The following is a 17,216-nucleotide window of genomic DNA, read 5'->3' as shown; positions in this document are numbered from 1 at the left end:
CCGGATCCGGCGGACCGAGTATTGCCGCCGACTGTCCGGCCGTTTCCCGGTCCGACGCGCGTCCGTCGCGTCAGGCCAGCACGTCGGCGACCCGGTCCATCAACTCGTTCGGCGTTTCCGCCGGGTCGGAGGCGCCGTCGCCGGCGAGGACGACCGCGGTCCCGGCCGGAACCGTCCGCGGCGCGGGCGCGTCGGTCTCGTGGGCATTCGGCGCGATCACCTTCTCGTGGTCGGCGACCCGCCACGCGGCGCGGTGGAGGTCGCTCCCGGGTTCGGTCCCGACCGCGATGATGGTCGTGTCGCGCCGGAGGCGACCGGCGAGGCTCCCGTAGCCGGCGACCTGAACGCTCAGGCGCTCGGTAGCGCCGGCGAACGCCGCGGCCGTCTCCCGCGCGACCTCGCGGTAGCGGTCCTCGCCGGTGAGCGCCGCCAGGTCCAGCAGGGACGTCGCCATCTCCACGTTGGCGTCGAGCGGCCGGAACGACCGGTCGAGCAGCCCCGGCCCGGAGCGCGGCCCGTCGACGAACGACCCGTCGACGCGGAGCCGTTCGATCGCGCGGTCCGCGACCGCGCGGGCCACGTCGGCCCCCTCGCCGCGCACGCCGGCCGCGCGGACGTACGCCCCGACGACGCGGGCGGCGTCCTCCAGCAGGTCGGTCTCGCCCGCCTCGTCGCTGCCGCGGTAGTGGGTCACCGCGCCGCTCTCGGCGTCGATCAGGTCGCGTTCGAGGCCGTCGAGGATCCGGCCGGCGTACTCGCGGGCGCGCTCGTCGTCGGTGTAGGCGGCCACCGCGAGCAGCGCGTCCGCGGCGAGCGCGTTGCCGCCGGCGAACACGGTGAGGTCGCGGCGGGGTTCGTCCAGGTCCGCGCGGTCCTCGGCGGGCGCGGCGTAGTAGGCCCGGCCGAGTCCGGGCCCGAGGCTGCCGCCGACGCCGTAGCCGGTCCAGAGCTCGTCGGTGAGGAAGCCGACGGCGTCGAGCGCGGGGTCGAGGTACGCCTCGTCGCCGGTGTAGAGGAAGGCGTTCGCGAACGCGCGGGTCACCGCGGCGTTCGTGTCGAGCGGCTTCTCGTAGGCGACGTCGCCCCAGTCGCGCGTGCCCGCGTACCGGAAGAAGCCGCCGTCGACGTCGTCGGCGAGGTGGTCGCGGACCGCGTCGAGCGTCCGGAGCGCGCGGTTCCGGTCGCGCTTCAGCGCGAACTCGACGGTGCGAGGGAGCGGGAACTTCGCGTCGGTCCCCCAGCCGGCGTGGTCGTCGTCGTACTTGGCCTCCAGTTGGCCCGCCAAGTGGCTCTCTATCTCGTCGGTCAGTTCGCCGCGGGGCGGCAGGTCGGCGTCGAGCGCACGCGGGATACGCCCGGCCTCGCGCCCCTTGTCGGCCCACATCTGCCGGACCGATTCGAGGACCTGTCGCATCCCGTCGACGTCGAGATAGCCCGCGCCCGTCAGCAGCGTCCCCTCGGGCGTCAGGAAGGCGGTCGTCGGGAACCCGCCCATGTTGTACCGCTCGCGCACCCGCGGGTGGCGGTCGACGTCGACGCGGACGGGGACGAACCCCTCGTTGACGTTGGCCGCGATCCGCGGCTCCGCGTAGGTGATCGCGTCCATCTCGTGACAGCCCTCGCACCAGGTGGCCGACAGCGAGAGCAGCACCGGGCGGTCGCGCTCGTCGGCCTCGGCGAACGCCTCGGGGCCCCAGTCGCGCCACTCGACGCGGGTCTCGTCGCTCATGGGCGCAGTCGGTCCGGGGCGGGGGTAAGCGCTTCGAGAGCGGTACGCCGGGGAGAGAGCGGTGGAGGGAACGACCGCAGGGGGACGGAGGGCGACCGCGAGAGGAGGGCAGCGCCGGTGTCCACGCGACGCGTCGGCGTTCGGACGAGCGGTTCGGGTCGGCGTTCGGACGGGCGATTCGGGTCGGCTCTCTCCGAGCGGTCCGGCGTCGACTCTCAGCGCTTGTGGTCGTGACCCAGCGCGAGCGCGAGCGCGTTCGCGAACAGGAGGGCGACGAACAGCTGCCCGGTGCCGCCGTCGAGCCCCGAGTACAGCAGGGCGGGGTACGTCGCCGGGATGGCGATGGCCGCCCAGAAGGCGGCGGCCTCGACGGTTCCGGTCATCAGCCCGGCGAGCCGTTCGCCGGAGGCGAGTCGGGTGGGAGCGGGGATTGACATGGACGCTTCCCCGTACGACGGGGGACCACATATACCCCGTCGAGGGTTCGACGAATTTCACGGCGTTTCTCGACCGATCGGGTCATTTTAAAACCGTCGCAGAGACATTTTAACTGTTCACAACGCGTTCTAATCCTTTGTTTCGCGATCGTCACCGAGCGCCCCCGGACGCGCCCGAGAGGGATCGATCGGTCGGTGCCGGCGCGTCGACGGGTCGCCCCACCGGAAGCCGAGCGACTGCCGCGGCACCAACCGATTTGTCCGTCGGGAGCGAGGGGAGGATATGACCGAAACCGATCGCCGCGACCGATACGACGACCCGGACGACCCGAGACGCGACGACAGGGGGGATCGAGACCGTCCCGACGCGCACGCCGACGGCGGCCGCCCGCACGTGACGGTCGTCGCCTGCGGCGGCACCATCGCGTCGGAGCCGAGCGACGACGGAGCGGCCCCGGAGAAGACCGGCGACGACCTCGTGGCGGCGGTGCCGGCCGCGGGCGACCACGCGCGGGTGACGACGAGGGAGGCGTGTTCACGGCCCGGTTTCGACGTTCGGTGGAGAGACGTGCTCGCGACCGCGGACGCCGCGCGCGACGCGGTCGACCGGGACGCCGCCGACGGCGACGCGGACGGGGCGGCCGACGGCGTCGTCGTCACCCACGGGACGGACACCCTCGCGGACACCGCGTTCGCGCTCGACGTCCTCACCGACCTCGACGCGCCGGTCGTCGTCACGGGCGCGCAGCGCCGGCTCGACGAACCGTCCAGCGACGTGCCCGCGAACCTCGCGCTCGCGGTCCGGGCGGCCGCGGACGACCGGTTCGCGCCCGGGGTTCACGTCGCGTTCGACGACGAACTCCACGCCGCCCGCGACATCGTGAAGGGCCACAGCAACGCGCTGTCGACGATGACCTCCCCGGGAGCGGGACCGGTCGCGACGTTCACCCGCGCCGCCTCGCGGCTCGTCCGTCCCCCCGAGCGCGGCGTCGCGGTCGACCCGCTCGCGGACGCGATCGAGGGCGCCGCGGACGTGCCAGAGGTCCCGGTGATCCACTCGGGTACCGGCGTCGGCGCAGGCGCACTCGAGCGCGCGCTCGAGGCGGGCGTCGGCGGGATCGTGGTCGAGGGGACCGGCCTCGGGAACGTCACCGGGGCGCTCGGCGACACGATCGGGGAGGCGGTCGAGTCGGTGCCGGTCGTCGTCGCCGGTCGCCCGCCGGCCGGGCCGACGGAACCGGTGTACGGGACCCCCGGTGGCGCCGTCACGCTCGCGGACCACGGGGTGACGTTCGCCGGCGACCTCCCGGCCGCGAAGGCGCGCGTCGCGCTCGCGCTCGGCCTCGCGGCGGACCTCGACCGAGACGAGATCGACGCGCTGTTCGCGTCTCCGGCGTAGACCGATCGCGGATCGTCGAAGTGACGCCGAATCGCCCGAATCGATGGGTCAGAAGCCTGTTTGAGCGTACGCGAAACCCTTATCAATCGACCGCGTACCGGAAGACGTGACCAATCTCACCCGACGGGCCGCCCTCCGCGGCATCGCGGCCGGCGGCGCGGCCGTGCTCGCGGGATGTACCGGGGGCGGCGACCCGGTTTCGGGCGGAAACGGCGGCGCCGGCGATGACGGTGGCGACGGCGGCGACAGCGGAGACGCCGGCAACAACGGCGGCGACAGCGGGGACGCCGGCAACAACGGCGGCGACAGCGGGGACGCCGGCAACAACGGCGCCGACAACGGAGACGCCGGCGATGACGGTGGCGACGGCGGCGACGGCGAGAGCGACCCGGCCCCCGAGACCGAGGTCCACCAGGTCGGCGCCGCGCTCTCCGGGCCGGCGTGGAGCCGCGAGGAGCGCCGCGGTCTCTACGCGCTGATCACGGGAGAGGGCGACGCCTCGAAGCTGCTCCGGGACGCGCCGGCGGAGACCGCCGCGTTCGTCGAAGAGACCGACTTCGGAGATTCGGTGCTCATCTACGTCGAGTCGGTCGGCCCGACCACCTGTCACAACGAAATCGCGTTCGAGGAGATCGGCGTCGAGGACGGGACCCTCGTCGCGGACGCGGCCGTCCGAGGAGCCGGCGACTACCAGGTGGCCTGCGGCCAGGCGATCACCTATCCGGCCGCGCTGCTCCGCGTCACGAGCGATCCGCTCCCGGACGCGGCCCGGCTCTCGGTCACCGACGGCTGGGGCGAGACGGGGACGGTCCGGAGCGGCGACGGCCCGCTCGCGCTCCGGGCGGACCGGGGGTAGCGCCGAGCGGCAGGAGACGCGACCGCCGGCGCGTCGGTCGCGTCAGGTCCGGACCTCGATGAGCAGGTCCGTCTCGGGCGACTCGCCCATCGTCTCGCGGACGCGGTCCCAGGAGAGGTCGGTGCGTGCGGTCACCGACTCGGTCGCGACCGCGCCGCAGGCGTTGCCGACTAAGATCGGCACCTGGTAGTCGCGCGGGTCGTGCGAGAACCCGTCGCCGGTGATCTCCGGCTCCCGCAGCGCGGCCGCGAGGAACCCGGCCGCGAAGGCGTCGCCCGCGCCGGTCGTGTCGACCGGGTCGGCGTCGAATCCCGGGTGCGAGACGCTGCCGTGCGGGGTGCGGACCGTCGCGCCCTCGTCGCCGAGCTTGATCGCGACGACGCGGTCGTCGGGCTCCCACGGGTCCACGTCGGTCGCCGCCGCGAGCGCGTCGGCCTCGCGGTCGTTTACGAAGAGCACGTCGCTCGCGTGGAGCGCGGCGTCGAACTCGCGGTCCGCGACGCGGCGCCCGGGGTCGAAGCTCCGGGTCGCGCCCGCCTCCGCGGCCGCGGTCGCGAGCGCCGCCGCGGTCTCCGGCTGCTGGCCGGTGAGGTGGAGGTGGTCGGCGGCCGCGAGCGTGTCGCGGTCGAGCCCCGCCGCCGAGAACGACTCGTTGGCGCCGTCGTTCGCGAGCATGAGCAGCTCGCCGCCGCCGTCGACGATGACGTACTTCACCGAGGTGGGCTCGTCGGCGTCGACCAGCACCTGCCCGGGGTCGACGCCGGCGCTGGCGAGTTCGCGCAGCGCCAGCGCGCCCGACTCGTCGCCGCCGACGCTGCCGTAGACCACGGACTGGCCGCCGAGGTCGACGAGTCCGACCGCGACGTTCGCGGCGCTGCCGCCGCCCGACTGTTCGAGCCGGTCGATCCGGGTCTCGCCGTCCGGCTCCGGGAGGCTGTCGACGTGGATCGTCACGTCCCAGTTGATGTGGCCGGCCGCGACGACCTTCGGCACGCGGTCGGCGTCGTCGGGGGGCAGGTCGGGGTCGCGGTCGACGGCGGGGTCGGCGTCGACTTCGGGGTCGGAGTCGTCGGCGGGGTTAGAGTCGTCGGCGTCGGTATCGCCGTCAACGGCGTCACGGGCGGAAGGGCCGGCCCTATCGCCGCCGTCCCCGCGGACGCCGCCCGCGCGCTCGCGGATGTCACCCGTACGCTCGCGGACATCTCCTTCCCACTCGTCGACCTCGCGGCCCCACTCCGCGACCGTCTCGTCCCAGTCGTCGACGCCCTCGCCTTCCTCGCTCATCGCTCGGCCCACGGCTCGGCGGCGCCCTCGCCGAACAGCTCCCGCATCAGCGCCACGATGCTCTCCGGGGGGAACTGCCCATGTTCGGTGACGATCGCGTCCATGTACCGCGGCGGGGTCACGTCGAACGCCGGGTTCGCCACCGAGATCTCGCCGATCTCCTCTCGGGACTCGGGGTCGATCACCTCGCTTTCGTCGCGCATCTCGATCTCGACGGTGTGGCCCGTCAGCGTCTCCGGGTGGAGCTTGATCGTCTGGGCCGCGGTCATGATCGGGACGCCGCGCTCGCGGGCGTTGACCGCGAGCCCCGAGGTGCCGATCTTGTTGATCACGCCGCCGTCGGCGGCGATCGAGTCGGCGCCGACGACGACGTGGTCGACCTCGTCGAGGTAGCGCCGCGCCGCGGAGTCGACGATGAGCGTGACGGGGACGCCGGCGTCGCGAAGCTGTTCGGCGGTGATGTGGCCCTGCTGACGGGGGCGCGTCTCCTTGACCACCGCCGAGATCGACTTCCCCTGCTCGACGGCCGCCTCGATACACGCCAGGGCGTCGGTGGAGTGGCAGTGGGTCATCACCGTGTCGCCGTCGGCGAGGCGGTTCGCGCCGACCTGCCCGAGGTCCTCCTGCGCGCGGTCGAGCTGGTCGACGAACGCCTCGCTCGCGTCGACGACGCTCCGGCGGAGCGCGTCGACCGAATCGCCCTCCATCCGCTGGAGGACGTACCGGAGGGCGTTCGGCAGCGACACCGCGGTCGGGCGCGTCTCGCGGAGCGTCCGGGCCGCGGCGCGCATCGACGCGCGGAACGCCGCGGGGTCGCTCCCGGTCGCGTCCGCCTCGGCCGCCGCCTCCGCCTGTGCCGCGAGCGCCTCGGCGGCCGCAGAGGCGATGGTGGCCGCGCCGCGGATCTCCATCGTCGCGATCGACTCGGCGATCTCGCGGACCGGCGGCGACGGCTCCGTGTCTGTCATACCGATCCGGTAGCCGCCCGTGTATTTATAAAACCGGCCGACTGCCGGAGCGGTCGGCCCCGCTCGGCGTCGGGCCGGCCGACTCCGCGTCAGGTGACTACTCCGCGTCAGGCGACTACTCCGCGTCAGGCGACTACTCCGCGTCAGGCGACTACTCCGCGTCAGGCGACTACTCCGCGTCCGGCTGTTGCCCGTAGCTCTCGAACCGCTCCTCCACCGTCGCCATCTGCTCGTCGGTGAGGACGTGCGGCTCGCCGACGGCGGACGCGCGCAGGTAGAGCCGGCAGATGTCCTCGACGTGGCGGGTGTTCTCGACCGCCGTCTCGACGTCGGGGCCGGTGACGACGAGCCCGTGGTTCGCGAGGATCGCGGCGTCGGAGTCGGCCTCGGCCATCGCGGCGACGACGTTCGCGGCCAGCTCCTCCGTGCCGTACGGCGCGTAGTCCGCCAGGGGGACCTCGCGGCCCACGGCGGCGATCATGTAGTGGATCGGCGGCAACTTCCGGTGGAGCGTCGCCATCGTCGTCGCCCACGGCGAGTGGGTGTGGACGATCGCGCCCGGCCGGTCGTGCTCGTAGATCCCCGCGTGCATCGGCACCTCGCTCGACGGCGCCATCCGCCCGGCCAGCCGCTCGCCCTCCGAGGAGACCACGGGCACGTCGGCGGCGTCGAAGGAGTCGTACGGGACGCCCGTGGGCGTGACCGCCACGGCGTCGCCGTCGCGGACGCTCAGGTTCCCGGTCCGGCCGGGCGTCAGGTCCGCGAGGGCGGGCGCGTACTCGACGACCGCCTCGCGCGCCTCGCGCAGGAGGTCCGGGTTCGCGTCCGGGTCGGAGTCGCCCGCGGATCCGGACCCGCCGCCCGAGCCGTCGCGGGTCACGCCGCCACCTCAGTCAGGTCGGCGAGCGCGTCGAGCCGGTGGTCCGGGCGCCGGTCGCCGTCGAGTTCCCCCTCGGGGGGCGCCTCGCCGTCGGCGACGAACAGCGCCGAGTCGAGCCCGACGGCGTTCGCGCCGGCGACGTCCGTCTCGGCGTTGTCGCCGACGGCCAGCGCCTCGCTCGGCGGGCAGTCGAACGCGGCGAGCGCGGCCGTGAACGGGAGCGCGCTCGGCTTCTCGCGGCCCACCTCCTCGGAGGTGACGAGGAGGTCGATCCGATCGTCGATCCCGAGGCGCACGAGCTTCCGCAGCTGGACCCGCGTCGTGAGGTTCGTCACGACCGCGACGTCGGTCCCCGCCGCGTCGAGGGCGTCGAGGAGGTCCTCGGCGCCGTCGCAGAGCGACATCGCCGCGAGGTAGCCGTTCCAGTAGGCGTCGCCGGCCGCCAGCGCGCCCGCGGGGTCGGGGTCACCGGCGTGCCGGTACAGCCCGCGCTTGAAGTAGACGTGCCTGGAGTGAGAGGCCGCGGTGCCGCCGGTCTCGCGCTTCGTCTCCCGTCGGCCGGTCGCGTACAGGTCGTCGAACGCCGCGCGGTCCAGCTCGTACCCCCGCTCGCGGAGGGCGTCGAGCGCGGCCCGCTTACCCGCCTCGTTACACGGGGCGTACGGGTACAGCGTGTTGTCGAGGTCGAAGAGAACCGCCTCGTGGCTCATGGAGCGACTCGGCGCGGCACCGACTTAAGCGTGGTTCGACGCGCCGACGGGGATCCGCCGTCAGCTCGAAGGGGCAAATCGCTCCGCTACTGCTCGTTCATCGCCTCGCTGGCGATGTTGCGACCGCGGGAGTTGAGTGCGACCTCCCGGCGGATCCGGACCTCCTCGACCACCTCGAGCTCGACCAGCCGCTCGAACGTCTCCTCGACGTCGTCGACGTCCATCCCGAGGAACGCGGGGATTTCGAACGGCGAGACGCCGGAGTACAGCGCCATCAACACCTCTCGGTCGCGGCTGGAGAGGTCGACGTTCGTCGAACTGCGCTCCTCGCCCTTGCGGAGCCACGACTCGACGAACCGCATCCGGTTCGGGTCGCCCGCGACGTGCGTCTCGATGCTCGTCCCCTCGTCGTCGGTGTGTGACACCTCGATCACGGGCTTCTTCTCGCCGTTGACGGTGCGCTTCGCCGCGTCGAGGCCGCTGATGTCGTCGAGGTCGAACTCCACGAACGCGCCGCGCTCCAGGGCCGCGTTGAGCCCGTTCTCGTCGATCTTCACGCGGGCCTGCTCCCACTCGGTGTCCGTGACGACGCCCCCCTCGATGGCGGGGTGTTTCACCATCACGGTCTTCTGGTCGAGCAGCGCGCGGTAGACGTCGCGCTCGAACGGCTCGTGGTCGGACGCGGCCACGAGTAACACCTGCTCGCCCAGGTCGAAGCTCACGTAGTTCGAGACGCGCGCGACCGTCTGGTTCGCGTCGTGGCGGCCGCCGAGCCGTTCCAGCTTCGACAGCGGGACGGTCCGTTTCCCGTCGTTGCCGGCGAGTATCAGCCGCCGGTTCGAGAGCAGGACGCGCCCGGGGGTCCACGACACGTCGCTCACCTTCCGGCCCTCGCGGACCGCGACCGCGAACTTCGCCTGCGTGTCGGTGATCTTGTACTCGCTGTCTTTCTGGGACATTTACGGACCTCCGGCGCGCAGCTTCGAAACGGCCGAGAACACGCGCTTTCTGACGGCCTGACTGTCGTCGTCGGCGTACTCCTCGAGGCGGGTGAGCGTCTCCTGCCCGCCGATCTGTCCGAGGACGAACACCGCCTTCGCCCGGGCCTCTTCCGGGTGTTCGGGGCCCAGCTTGTCGAGCAGGCGGTCCTCGACGACCGGGCCCCCGAGGCTCTTGAGGCTCGTCGCCGCGAACTGCGCGGTCTGCGGGTCGTCGTCCGCGAGCGCGTCCGCGAGCGCCTCCACCGCGGTCGCCGTGTCCGGGTCGGCCACCCGACCGAGGATCCACGCCGCGTTCCGGCGCTGGCGGGACTGCTGGCCCTCGGTGAGGATCTCGACGAGCGGCTCGACGACGGTCGCGTCGTCGGCCGCCCTCAGCTCCGAGACCACCTGATCGCGGACCGCGTGGCTCTGCCCGGTCGGCACGTTCGAGAGCAGTTCGATCACCGAGTACACCGCCGCGTTCCGGACGACCGCGCTCTCGTCGCCGAGGGCGCGGGCGAGGGGTTCGACCGGCTCCGGGGTGCCCGCCTTGCCGAGCGCGCCGGCCGCGATCCGGCGGATCGACTCGTCGCCGTCGTCGAGCAGCTTCAGGAGCGGCGACAGCGCCTCGTCCGTCCCGATCGTTCCCAGCGCGTTCGCGGCGGCGCGCCGCACGCGCGGGTCCTCGTCCTCGAGCCGCTCGCGCAGGCCGGGGACCGCCCGGGCGTCCGCGAAGGTCCCGCAGGCCTGCGCCGCCCGCAGCCGGACGCGGGCGTCCGGGTCGTCGAGCGCGCCGACCAGCGGCTGGAGGCCGCTCGCGTCGTCGAGCCGCCCGAGCGCGTTCGCGGCGGCCATCCGAAGTTCCGGGCGGTCGGCCTCGAGCGCGCGCGCGAACTTGCGCGCGGTGACCCACTCGGCCTCGGCGTCGCCGCCGCCCCCGGTGAGCTCCTCGAGGAGCTGTTCGAGCGCCGCCTCGCCGACCTCGTCGAGCGCGTCGACCGCCGCCCCGCGGACCTCGGGGTCGTCGTCCGTCGTCGCCGCCCGGAGCAGCCCGTCGATCGTCGGCTGGTCGCTCTCCGCGCCGATCTCGCCGAGGAACTCCGCCGCGCGCCGCCGGACGGCCGCGCTGTCGCTGTCGAGGGCGTCTCGGAGGCGCTCCGCGTTCCCGTCCCGTGCGTGCTGGTACAGCGACATCAGCGCCTCCCGAACACCCGCCGTCGCTTGTCGATCGGTTCGTAGCGGTCGCTTCGGTCCGGAGGGACGCTCTCGGTCATCCCCAAGACGAGGACGCCGTCGTCCGCGAGCGACGCCTCCAGCGTGTCGAACAGGGCCGCCTTGTGGTCGACGTCGATGTAGATCAGCAGGTTCCGGCACAACACCACGTCGAAGGGGTCGCGGGCGCCGTCGCGGATCAGGTCGTGCGTCTCGAACTCGACGAGCCGCTTGACCGCGGGGCGCACCTGGAACGCGTCCTCGTCGCGTTCGACGTAGCGGTCGGGATCGGAGAGGGGCTCCAGCTCCTCCGCGATGTCGGTCGTCCGCGTCGTATGGTAGACGCCCTCGCGGGCGTCGTCGAGCGCCTCCTCGCTGATGTCGGAGCCGAGCACTTCGACGCGCGACTCGTCGATTTCGGGGTCGTCGCAGGCCAACATCGCGACCGAGTACGGCTCGCGACCGTCCGCCGACGGCGCCGACCACACCCGGACGCGCCGCTGATCGGCGGTCCGCTCGCGCAACACGTCTCGGAGCACGTCCCACATCTCCGGGTTGCGGAAGAACTCCGTGACGTTGATCGTGAGCGCGTCCATCAGCGCCTGCCGCTCGTCGGCGTCCTCGCGGAGGATGCGCTCGTACTCGGCGTGCGACTCGGTGTCGCGCCGGCGCATCCGCGCCGTGATCCGGCGGTCGAGGTACGACTCGTTGTAGTACCCCGGCTCGAACGGGACGGTGTCGTCGATCTGCCGGAGGACGCCCTCGAACGCCGTCTCGTCGTCTACCGATCCGCTCATAGGCTCACCACGTCGAGCACGGCCACGACGTCCCCGTCGCCGAGGACCGCCGTGCCGCTGAGTCCCGGCGTCCCCGAGAGCGGGCCGTCGAGGGGTTTGACGACCACCTCCTCCTGGTCCAACACCGCGTCGCAGTGGAGCGCGACCTGCCGCGTCTCCTCGCGGATCCGGACGAGCATGCCGTCGTCCGTCGGCTCGCCGTCGGACTCGGTCGTCGGATCCGCCGGGACGAACCCGTCGTCACCCGGCTCGTCGGCCGCGACGCCGCCGTCGGCCGCCGGGGTCTCGTTCGCGGACGCCGCGGCCGCGGCGTCCGCGGCCGCCGTCGAGTCGATCTCGCCGAGGCGCTCGTTCAGCCGGACGACCGGATAGAGGTCGTCCTCGTGTCTGACGACCTCGTCGCCGTGGACCTCCTCGACATCGTCGGCGCGCGCGACCTCCGCGATCGACTTGATCGGGATGCCGTACTCCGTGCCGCCCACGTCGACGAACATCACCTTCACGATGGCGACGGTGACCGGCAGCCGGAAGCGGACCGTGCTCCCCTCGCCCGGCTCGCTCTCGATCGAGACGGAGCCGTCGAGGTCGCGCGCGGTCGTGCGGACCACGTCCATCCCGACGCCGCGGCCGGAGACGTCCGTCACCTCCTCCGCGGTGGAGAAGCCGGGGTGGAAGACGAGGTCGTAGACCTCGTCGTCCTCCATCGCCTCGACCGCCTCGCGGCTCTTGACCCCCTCGTCGACCGCCTTGTCGCGGAGCTGGTCGGGGTCGAGTCCGCCGCCGTCGTCCGAGACCTCGATGATCACGTGGTCGCGCTCGCGCTCGGCCGTGAGCTCCACGTGGCCGGTCGGGTCCTTCCCGGCGGCCTCGCGCTCCGCGGGCGGCTCGATCCCGTGGTCGACCGCGTTCCGCAGGACGTGCACGAGCGGGTCGCGCATCTCCGTGAGGATCGTGCGGTCGAGCTCGACGTCGTCGCCCTCGATCTCGAAGTCGATCCGCTTGTCGAGGTCCCGCGAGATGTCGCGGACGAGCCGCGGGAACGAGTCCGACACCTGCGAGAACGGGATGAGCCGCATGTCCATCGCCGTGTCCTGGAGGCTGGATGCGAGCTTGTCGAGCTCGTCTAAGGCGTCCGACTCCGCGTCCGTTCCCTCGATCTCCCGGCGGAGCTTGATCCGGCTTGTCACCAGCTGCTCGACGAGCCCGTACAGCTCGTCGACCTGGTCGACGTCGACGCGGATCGACTTGATCTCGTCGCCGGACTTGGAGTCCGAACCGCCGGACGACCCGTTCGAGCCGCCGGACTCCGAGCCGGCGTCGTCGGTCTCGGCGTCGGCCTCGGGTTCCGGGTCGGTACCGTCGTCCGCGGAGTCGGCGGACGCCGCGTCGGCGGTCTCCGGCTCGGCGGGCTCGAACTCGTCGCCGTCCGTCGCGTCCGCGTCGTCGGGTTCCGCGTCCGCGTCGTCGGGCTCCGCGTCCGCGTCGCCTGCCGCTTCAGCATCGTCGGCCGGCCCCTCCGTCGCCGCGTCCGCGGCTTCGTCCGCCGCGGCTTCGTCCGCCGCGGCCGCGTCGTCCGCGCCGCCGACAGCGACCGCCGTCACCGCCTCGACCTGCGTGAGCGCCCGGAGCCCCTCGCCGACGACTTCGGGATCGGCGCCGCCGACGAAGGCGTCGAACCCCTCGTCGTACTCGCCGTCCTCCAGCGCCTCCGGGTCGGGGTCGGTCGCGTGCCCGTCGAACTGCTCGTCGAGCGCCTGGAGGACGAGCGCCGCGTCGACGCCCGCCATCTGGGCGTCGCCGATCGTCACGTCCGCGTACGCGACCGGGTCGGGGAGGTCGGCCGCCGCCGCGGGCGGCTCGGGGACCGAGACGTCGACGTCGTCCTCGCCCGCGTCTGCGGCGTCGTCGCCCGCGTCTGCGGCGTCGTCGCCCGCGTCTGCGGCGTCGTCGCCGGACTCCTCGGCGGTGTCGACGGCGTCGTCCGCCGAGTCGCCTCCGTCTCCGCCGCCGACGGTGCCGTGCTCCTCCATCTCGCGCAGCCGCGACTCCAGGTCGGAGGGGTCGGTCGACACCTCGCCGGTCTCGGCGATTTCGTCGACCATCGCCTCGACGGTGTCGACCCCCTCGAAGAGGAGGTCCATCAGTTCGGGGTTCACCTCGCGGTCGCCCTGCCGGACCGCGTCCAGCAGGTCCTCCAGGGCGTGCCCGAAGTCGGAGACGTCCTCGTACCCCATCGCCGCGGCGTTCCCCTTCAGGGTGTGGGCGACGCGGAACACGTCGTCCATCGCCTCGGCGTCCTCGGGGTCGGCCTCCAGGGCCAGCAGGGCGTTGTTGAGGTCGGTGATCCCGTCTTCGGCCTCGGCGACGAACGCGGCGCGGTGGGAGTCCATCAGGCCTCACCCCCCACTATCGCGCCGGCGACGTCGTCGAGGTCGTACACGGCGTCGACCCCGCCGGTCTCGACCGCGCGCTTCGGCATCCCGTAGATGACGCAGGTGTCCTCGCTCTGCGCCAGCGTGCGCGCCCCGGCGTCGGCCATCGCGCGGATGCCCTCCGCGGCGTCGGATCCCATCCCGGTCAACACGACGCCGACGAGCGGGTCGTCTATGACCTCGGCCGCGGACCGCATCGTCACGTCGGCCGCGGGGGTGACCGTGTGGGAGTCGTCGTCCTCGTCGAGCCTGACCCGGAGCCGGCCTGCCCGGTAGCTGTCGATGAGGGTGTGGCTCCCGCCGCGGGCGACGAGCACCTCGCCGGCGCCGATCCGCGCGCCGTCGCTGGCCTCGCGCACGTCGTACGCGGAGGCGGCGTCGAGCCGGTCCGCGAACCGCGAGGTGAACGCCTCCGGCATGTGCTGGACGACCACCACGCGGCAGTCGGCCATCGGTAACGCCGACAGCACGCGCTCGACCGCGTTCGGACCGCCGGTCGAGGCCGCGATCACGACCGTCAGCGGCCCGTCGATCTCGGCGGCGTCGACCTCGGAGCCGGCGCTCGCGGAGCGCGACGCCGCCGAATGCGGGTCGTCGCGCTCGCGGGTCGCGGCGTCGAGGTCCGCGTCCGCGACCGAGCGCACCGCCTCGACGAGCCGCTCCGACTCCCGCGAGACGCCGGTCGACACCTCGCCGCCGGGCTTCGCGAAGAAGTCGACCGCGCCGCGGTCGAGCGCCTCGAAGGTGACCTCCGCCCCCTCGTCGGTGTGTGCCGACAGCATCAACACCGGCGTCGGGGTCTCCTCCATCAGCCGCTCGACGGCCTCGAGCCCGCCCATCCCGGGCATCTCGACGTCCATCGTCACGACGTCGGGACGCGTCTCGGCGACCACCGAGAGCGCCTCCTCCCCGTCCCCCGCCTCGCCGACGACCGCGACCCCGGCGTCGCTCAGGAGGTCGCTTATCAGCCCCCGCATGAACGGGGAGTCGTCGACGACCACCACCCGCGGCGACCCGTCCCGACCGCCGCGCCGATCCGTCGTCCTGCTCATGTTCCAGAGCGGGCCCAGAATCAGCATAAATCCACGGACCCAGTAATCACCCCTGATAATTCAGGGGACACGATTATCTGTCGGTTCGCCACACCTACGGGCATGGCAGCAACAGCGGCGGAGGCCGAACCGACGAAGGTGTTGGAGTTCGGTCTGGGCGACGGGACGTACTGTCTGGACATCGGCGTCATCGACGAGATCGTCGACGCGGGCGAGCTCACGCGGATCCCCAACTCGCCCGACCACGTCGAGGGCGTGATGGACTTACGCGGCCGGACGACGACGATCGTCGACCCGAAGACGCTGTTCGACATCGACGAGGCGGGGCCCCGAGAGCGGATCGTCGTCTTCGACGACGCCGAGATCGACGAGGGCGGCACGGTCGGCTGGATGGTCGACGAGGTGTTCCAGGTCCGCGACGTCTCGCCCGAGGACGTCGACCAGAGCACCACCGTCGAGGACGAGGGCGTCCGCGGCATCGTCAAGTCCGACGACCGGTTCGTGGTGTGGGTCTCGCCGGACGTCGACGACGCGCTCGCCGCCGACCTCGACGACGTCGAGGGCGCGGAGGCGTAGGCGGGACGCGGCGGTCGACCCGCGTTCGGTCGCGCAGCGGAGGGGACGCCGGACCCGCGGCGGGCGATCGGTTCTCACCCGTGAGAACCGGGCGCCAACGCTTATCAGCCGCCCGATGGGTTCCGTACGTATGCGCGTCTCAAGCGGCGTCCCCGGGTTCGACGCCATCGTCGACGGCGGGTTCCCCGCGGACCGCCTGTACGTTGTCAGCGGTCCGCCCGGGAGCGGCAAAACGACCTTCTGCTCACAGTTCGCGGCCCAGGGCGCCCGGAACGGAGAGGATATCCTCTACATCAGCATGCACGAGACCAAAGAGGGTATCCGCGAGGACATGAGCGGCTACGACTTCGGGTTCGACCGCGCGCTCGACTCCGACCGCGTCACCTTCCTCGACTCCTTCTCGTCGGACGGCCGGCGCTTCTTCGGGCTCCCCGGCGACCGCCGCGACCGCTCCGGCGTCACCAACCGCCTCACGGGGTTCATCAACTCCCGCGACATCGACCGGGTCGTCTTCGACTCGACGATGCTGCTGCGGTTCCTCTTGGACGACGACGAGGACACGATGATCCAGCTGCTCTCCTCGCTGAAGCGGACCGACGCCACGACGCTCCTGATCTCCGAGATGACCGATCCGAGCGCCTACTCGGAGGAGCACTACCTGGCGCACGGCGTCGTCTTCATGCACAACTACCTCGAGGACGGGGGGATGCGCCGCGGGGTCCAGGTGCTGAAGATGCGGGGGACGGACGTCGACACCGACATCCAGGACGTGGAGTTCACCGACGGCGGACTGCGAGTCGGTTCGGCGGCGACGGTGACCCAGTGATGTACGACCGCACGTTCGACACGGAGTGGGACGATCTCTCCCGAGAGGAGGCCGTCGAGCGCGCCTTCGCGCTGGGCGTGGCGGCCGGGGTCGACAGCCCGCGCCCGGGGGAACTGGACCGGGTGCTGGAGGCGTTCCCGGGGAGCTACGACCGGAGCATCGTCGAGTTGGCGTACGACGAGGGGCGGACGAAGGCGCTGGAGGCGAAGGCCGAGCGGGACGACCCCGACGACGAGGCGGTCTGGCGGTCGCTCGTCGACGGCGCCGGGGCGCCGCGCGAGTCGCCGGTTCCGGCCGCGCTCCCCGGTGCGATACGCGAACTGACACTCACCGAGGGGCCGCGGGAGGGGCCGCCGTCGTCGCTCGACCTCCCCTCCATGCTCCGAAAGTGATCGCTCCGAAGGGTTTTACCCGACACTCACTCACGTTTTCACCATGACCGCGCTTCCCGACGCTGTCCGCGGTGCCGACAGCGTCCTCATCAGCGGTCCCCCGATGAGCGGGAAGTACGACCTGTTCAACCGGCTGCTCGCGGCGTGGTCGGACGGACCGGTCGTCATCTCGACGGGGCGGACCGCGGAGAAGGTCCGCAGCGACTACGAGCAGCTCACGGGAAACGACGGCGACGACGTAGTCGTCATCGACTGCGTCACCCACGAGCAGGGCGACAAGCGCGACGACACGCCGACGACGAAGTACGTCGCCAGCGCGGGTAACCTCACGGATATCGGGATCAAGTTCACCGACGTCGTCGAGTCCTCGGCCGGCCGCGACCGCGCCGTCGGCGTTTACTCGCTGTCCCAGCTGCTGATGTACTGGGACCCCGAGCGAATCTACCGGTTCACCCGGGTGATGACCTCCCAGACCTCCGGGGAGGGGTGGCCGTTCGTCGGCGTCGTCGGCTCGACCGCCCACGACGAACAGGTCGTCCACACCCTCCACGAGCCGTTCGAAGTCGTCGTCGAGACCCGCGTCGACGACGACGAGCGAGAGTTTCGCGTCCGCGGCCGGGTCGGCAAACCCTCCGACTGGCAGCCGTTCTGAACCGGGTGCCGCGGTGCGGTCCGGGACCGACCGA

Annotated in this window: 17 protein-coding genes; 6 read left to right on the top strand and 11 right to left on the bottom strand. The window is 72.4% G+C overall.

Features of this window, described 5'->3' with window-relative positions; translation table 11 throughout:
* Positions 1-70: 70 nt before the first annotated feature.
* Together BM286_RS02640 and BM286_RS02635 are read right to left on the bottom strand one after the other, a co-directional pair.
* Positions 71-1,729: a DUF255 domain-containing protein gene (locus tag BM286_RS02640; protein ID WP_092920039.1), complete on the bottom strand. Its 1,659-nt coding sequence runs from the start codon at positions 1,727-1,729 to the stop codon at positions 71-73.
* Between the two features lie 215 nt (positions 1,730-1,944).
* Positions 1,945-2,166 carry a hypothetical protein gene (locus tag BM286_RS02635; RefSeq protein ID WP_092920038.1) on the bottom strand — a complete coding sequence of 74 codons (222 nt, stop codon included), beginning with the start codon at positions 2,164-2,166 and terminating at the stop codon, positions 1,945-1,947.
* 283 nt (positions 2,167-2,449) lie between these two features.
* On the opposite strand from BM286_RS02635, the gene BM286_RS02630 reads away from it, so the two are divergent.
* Both BM286_RS02630 and BM286_RS02625 read left to right on the top strand, forming a co-directional pair.
* Positions 2,450-3,565 carry an asparaginase gene (locus BM286_RS02630; RefSeq protein ID WP_092920037.1) on the top strand — a complete coding sequence of 372 codons (1,116 nt, stop codon included), beginning with the start codon at positions 2,450-2,452 and terminating at the stop codon, positions 3,563-3,565.
* Between the two features lie 106 nt (positions 3,566-3,671).
* Positions 3,672-4,421 (top strand): hypothetical protein, encoded by a 750-nt coding sequence (locus tag BM286_RS02625; RefSeq protein ID WP_092920036.1) that lies wholly within the window; start codon positions 3,672-3,674, stop codon positions 4,419-4,421.
* A 42-nt stretch (positions 4,422-4,463) separates the two neighbouring features.
* On the opposite strand, the gene BM286_RS02620 is transcribed toward BM286_RS02625, so the two are convergent.
* The 9 genes from BM286_RS02620 to cheB form a co-directional block, all read right to left on the bottom strand.
* A complete protein-coding gene (locus BM286_RS02620) occupies positions 4,464-5,705 on the bottom strand; it encodes a carbohydrate kinase family protein (protein WP_092920477.1) in 1,242 nt (413 codons plus the stop codon).
* Positions 5,702-6,673, bottom strand: a complete 972-nt coding sequence (locus BM286_RS02615; protein ID WP_092920035.1) for a ribose 1,5-bisphosphate isomerase — start codon at positions 6,671-6,673, stop codon at positions 5,702-5,704. The genes BM286_RS02620 and BM286_RS02615 overlap by 4 nt, the downstream gene beginning before the upstream one ends.
* 169 nt (positions 6,674-6,842) lie before the next feature.
* Entirely contained in the window at positions 6,843-7,553 is a 711-nt protein-coding gene (locus BM286_RS02610) for a class II aldolase/adducin family protein (RefSeq protein WP_092920034.1), read from the bottom strand.
* Positions 7,550-8,263, bottom strand: a complete 714-nt coding sequence (locus BM286_RS02605) for an HAD family hydrolase (protein WP_092920033.1) — start codon at positions 8,261-8,263, stop codon at positions 7,550-7,552. Before BM286_RS02605 ends, BM286_RS02610 begins: the two co-directional genes overlap by 4 nt.
* An 86-nt stretch (positions 8,264-8,349) precedes the next feature.
* Complete coding sequence (locus BM286_RS02600) at positions 8,350-9,222, bottom strand: CheF family chemotaxis protein (RefSeq protein ID WP_092920032.1); 873 nt, start codon at positions 9,220-9,222, stop codon at positions 8,350-8,352.
* Positions 9,223-10,437, bottom strand: a complete 1,215-nt coding sequence (locus BM286_RS02595; RefSeq protein ID WP_092920031.1) for a HEAT repeat domain-containing protein — start codon at positions 10,435-10,437, stop codon at positions 9,223-9,225. It lies immediately after the preceding gene.
* Positions 10,437-11,252, bottom strand: a complete 816-nt coding sequence (locus tag BM286_RS02590; protein WP_092920030.1) for a CheR family methyltransferase — start codon at positions 11,250-11,252, stop codon at positions 10,437-10,439. The genes BM286_RS02595 and BM286_RS02590 overlap by 1 nt, the downstream gene beginning before the upstream one ends.
* Complete coding sequence (locus tag BM286_RS02585) at positions 11,249-13,642, bottom strand: chemotaxis protein CheA (protein WP_092920029.1); 2,394 nt, start codon at positions 13,640-13,642, stop codon at positions 11,249-11,251. Before BM286_RS02585 ends, BM286_RS02590 begins: the two co-directional genes overlap by 4 nt.
* Positions 13,642-14,736: a chemotaxis-specific protein-glutamate methyltransferase CheB gene (gene cheB / locus BM286_RS02580; protein ID WP_174548979.1), complete on the bottom strand. Its 1,095-nt coding sequence runs from the start codon at positions 14,734-14,736 to the stop codon at positions 13,642-13,644. Before cheB ends, BM286_RS02585 begins: the two co-directional genes overlap by 1 nt.
* Before the next feature lie 102 nt (positions 14,737-14,838).
* On the opposite strand from cheB, the gene BM286_RS02575 reads away from it, so the two are divergent.
* The 4 genes from BM286_RS02575 to BM286_RS02560 all read left to right on the top strand — a co-directional run bounded on the left by BM286_RS02575 (position 14,839) and on the right by BM286_RS02560 (position 17,182).
* Positions 14,839-15,312, top strand: a complete 474-nt coding sequence (locus BM286_RS02575; RefSeq protein WP_092920027.1) for a chemotaxis protein CheW — start codon at positions 14,839-14,841, stop codon at positions 15,310-15,312.
* A gap of 130 nt (positions 15,313-15,442) precedes the next feature.
* Positions 15,443-16,138 (top strand): RAD55 family ATPase, encoded by a 696-nt coding sequence (locus BM286_RS02570; protein ID WP_092920026.1) that lies wholly within the window; start codon positions 15,443-15,445, stop codon positions 16,136-16,138.
* Positions 16,138-16,530, top strand: a complete 393-nt coding sequence (locus BM286_RS02565; protein WP_092920025.1) for a hypothetical protein — start codon at positions 16,138-16,140, stop codon at positions 16,528-16,530. The genes BM286_RS02570 and BM286_RS02565 overlap by 1 nt, the downstream gene beginning before the upstream one ends.
* Positions 16,531-16,573: 43 nt before the next feature.
* On the top strand, positions 16,574-17,182 hold the full coding sequence (locus BM286_RS02560) for a DUF7504 family protein (RefSeq protein WP_092920024.1): 609 nt from the start codon (positions 16,574-16,576) through the stop codon (positions 17,180-17,182).
* The last annotated feature ends 34 nt before the right edge of the window (positions 17,183-17,216 follow it).

It is taken from the genome of Halorubrum sodomense (assembly GCF_900111935.1).
Taxonomy (GTDB): Archaea; Halobacteriota; Halobacteria; order Halobacteriales; family Haloferacaceae; genus Halorubrum; species Halorubrum sodomense.
The sequence above is the reverse complement of the archived record's forward strand: the minus strand, read 5'-3'. Positions and strand labels throughout refer to the sequence as shown.

Coding starts and splice junctions, on each gene's coding strand:
- BM286_RS02575 (WP_092920027.1), top strand. CDS start 14,839: ATGGCAGCAACAGCGGCGGAGGCCGAACCGACGAAGGTGTTGGAGTTC.
- BM286_RS02620 (WP_092920477.1), bottom strand. CDS start 5,705: ATGAGCGAGGAAGGCGAGGGCGTCGACGACTGGGACGAGACGGTCGCG.
- BM286_RS02570 (WP_092920026.1), top strand. CDS start 15,443: ATGCGCGTCTCAAGCGGCGTCCCCGGGTTCGACGCCATCGTCGACGGC.
- BM286_RS02640 (WP_092920039.1), bottom strand. CDS start 1,729: ATGAGCGACGAGACCCGCGTCGAGTGGCGCGACTGGGGCCCCGAGGCG.
- BM286_RS02595 (WP_092920031.1), bottom strand. CDS start 10,437: ATGTCGCTGTACCAGCACGCACGGGACGGGAACGCGGAGCGCCTCCGA.
- BM286_RS02585 (WP_092920029.1), bottom strand. CDS start 13,642: ATGGACTCCCACCGCGCCGCGTTCGTCGCCGAGGCCGAAGACGGGATC.
- BM286_RS02630 (WP_092920037.1), top strand. CDS start 2,450: ATGACCGAAACCGATCGCCGCGACCGATACGACGACCCGGACGACCCG.
- BM286_RS02635 (WP_092920038.1), bottom strand. CDS start 2,166: ATGTCAATCCCCGCTCCCACCCGACTCGCCTCCGGCGAACGGCTCGCC.
- BM286_RS02605 (WP_092920033.1), bottom strand. CDS start 8,263: ATGAGCCACGAGGCGGTTCTCTTCGACCTCGACAACACGCTGTACCCG.
- BM286_RS02590 (WP_092920030.1), bottom strand. CDS start 11,252: ATGAGCGGATCGGTAGACGACGAGACGGCGTTCGAGGGCGTCCTCCGG.
- cheB (WP_174548979.1), bottom strand. CDS start 14,736: ATGAGCAGGACGACGGATCGGCGCGGCGGTCGGGACGGGTCGCCGCGG.
- BM286_RS02600 (WP_092920032.1), bottom strand. CDS start 9,222: ATGTCCCAGAAAGACAGCGAGTACAAGATCACCGACACGCAGGCGAAG.
- BM286_RS02560 (WP_092920024.1), top strand. CDS start 16,574: ATGACCGCGCTTCCCGACGCTGTCCGCGGTGCCGACAGCGTCCTCATC.
- BM286_RS02565 (WP_092920025.1), top strand. CDS start 16,138: ATGTACGACCGCACGTTCGACACGGAGTGGGACGATCTCTCCCGAGAG.
- BM286_RS02615 (WP_092920035.1), bottom strand. CDS start 6,673: ATGACAGACACGGAGCCGTCGCCGCCGGTCCGCGAGATCGCCGAGTCG.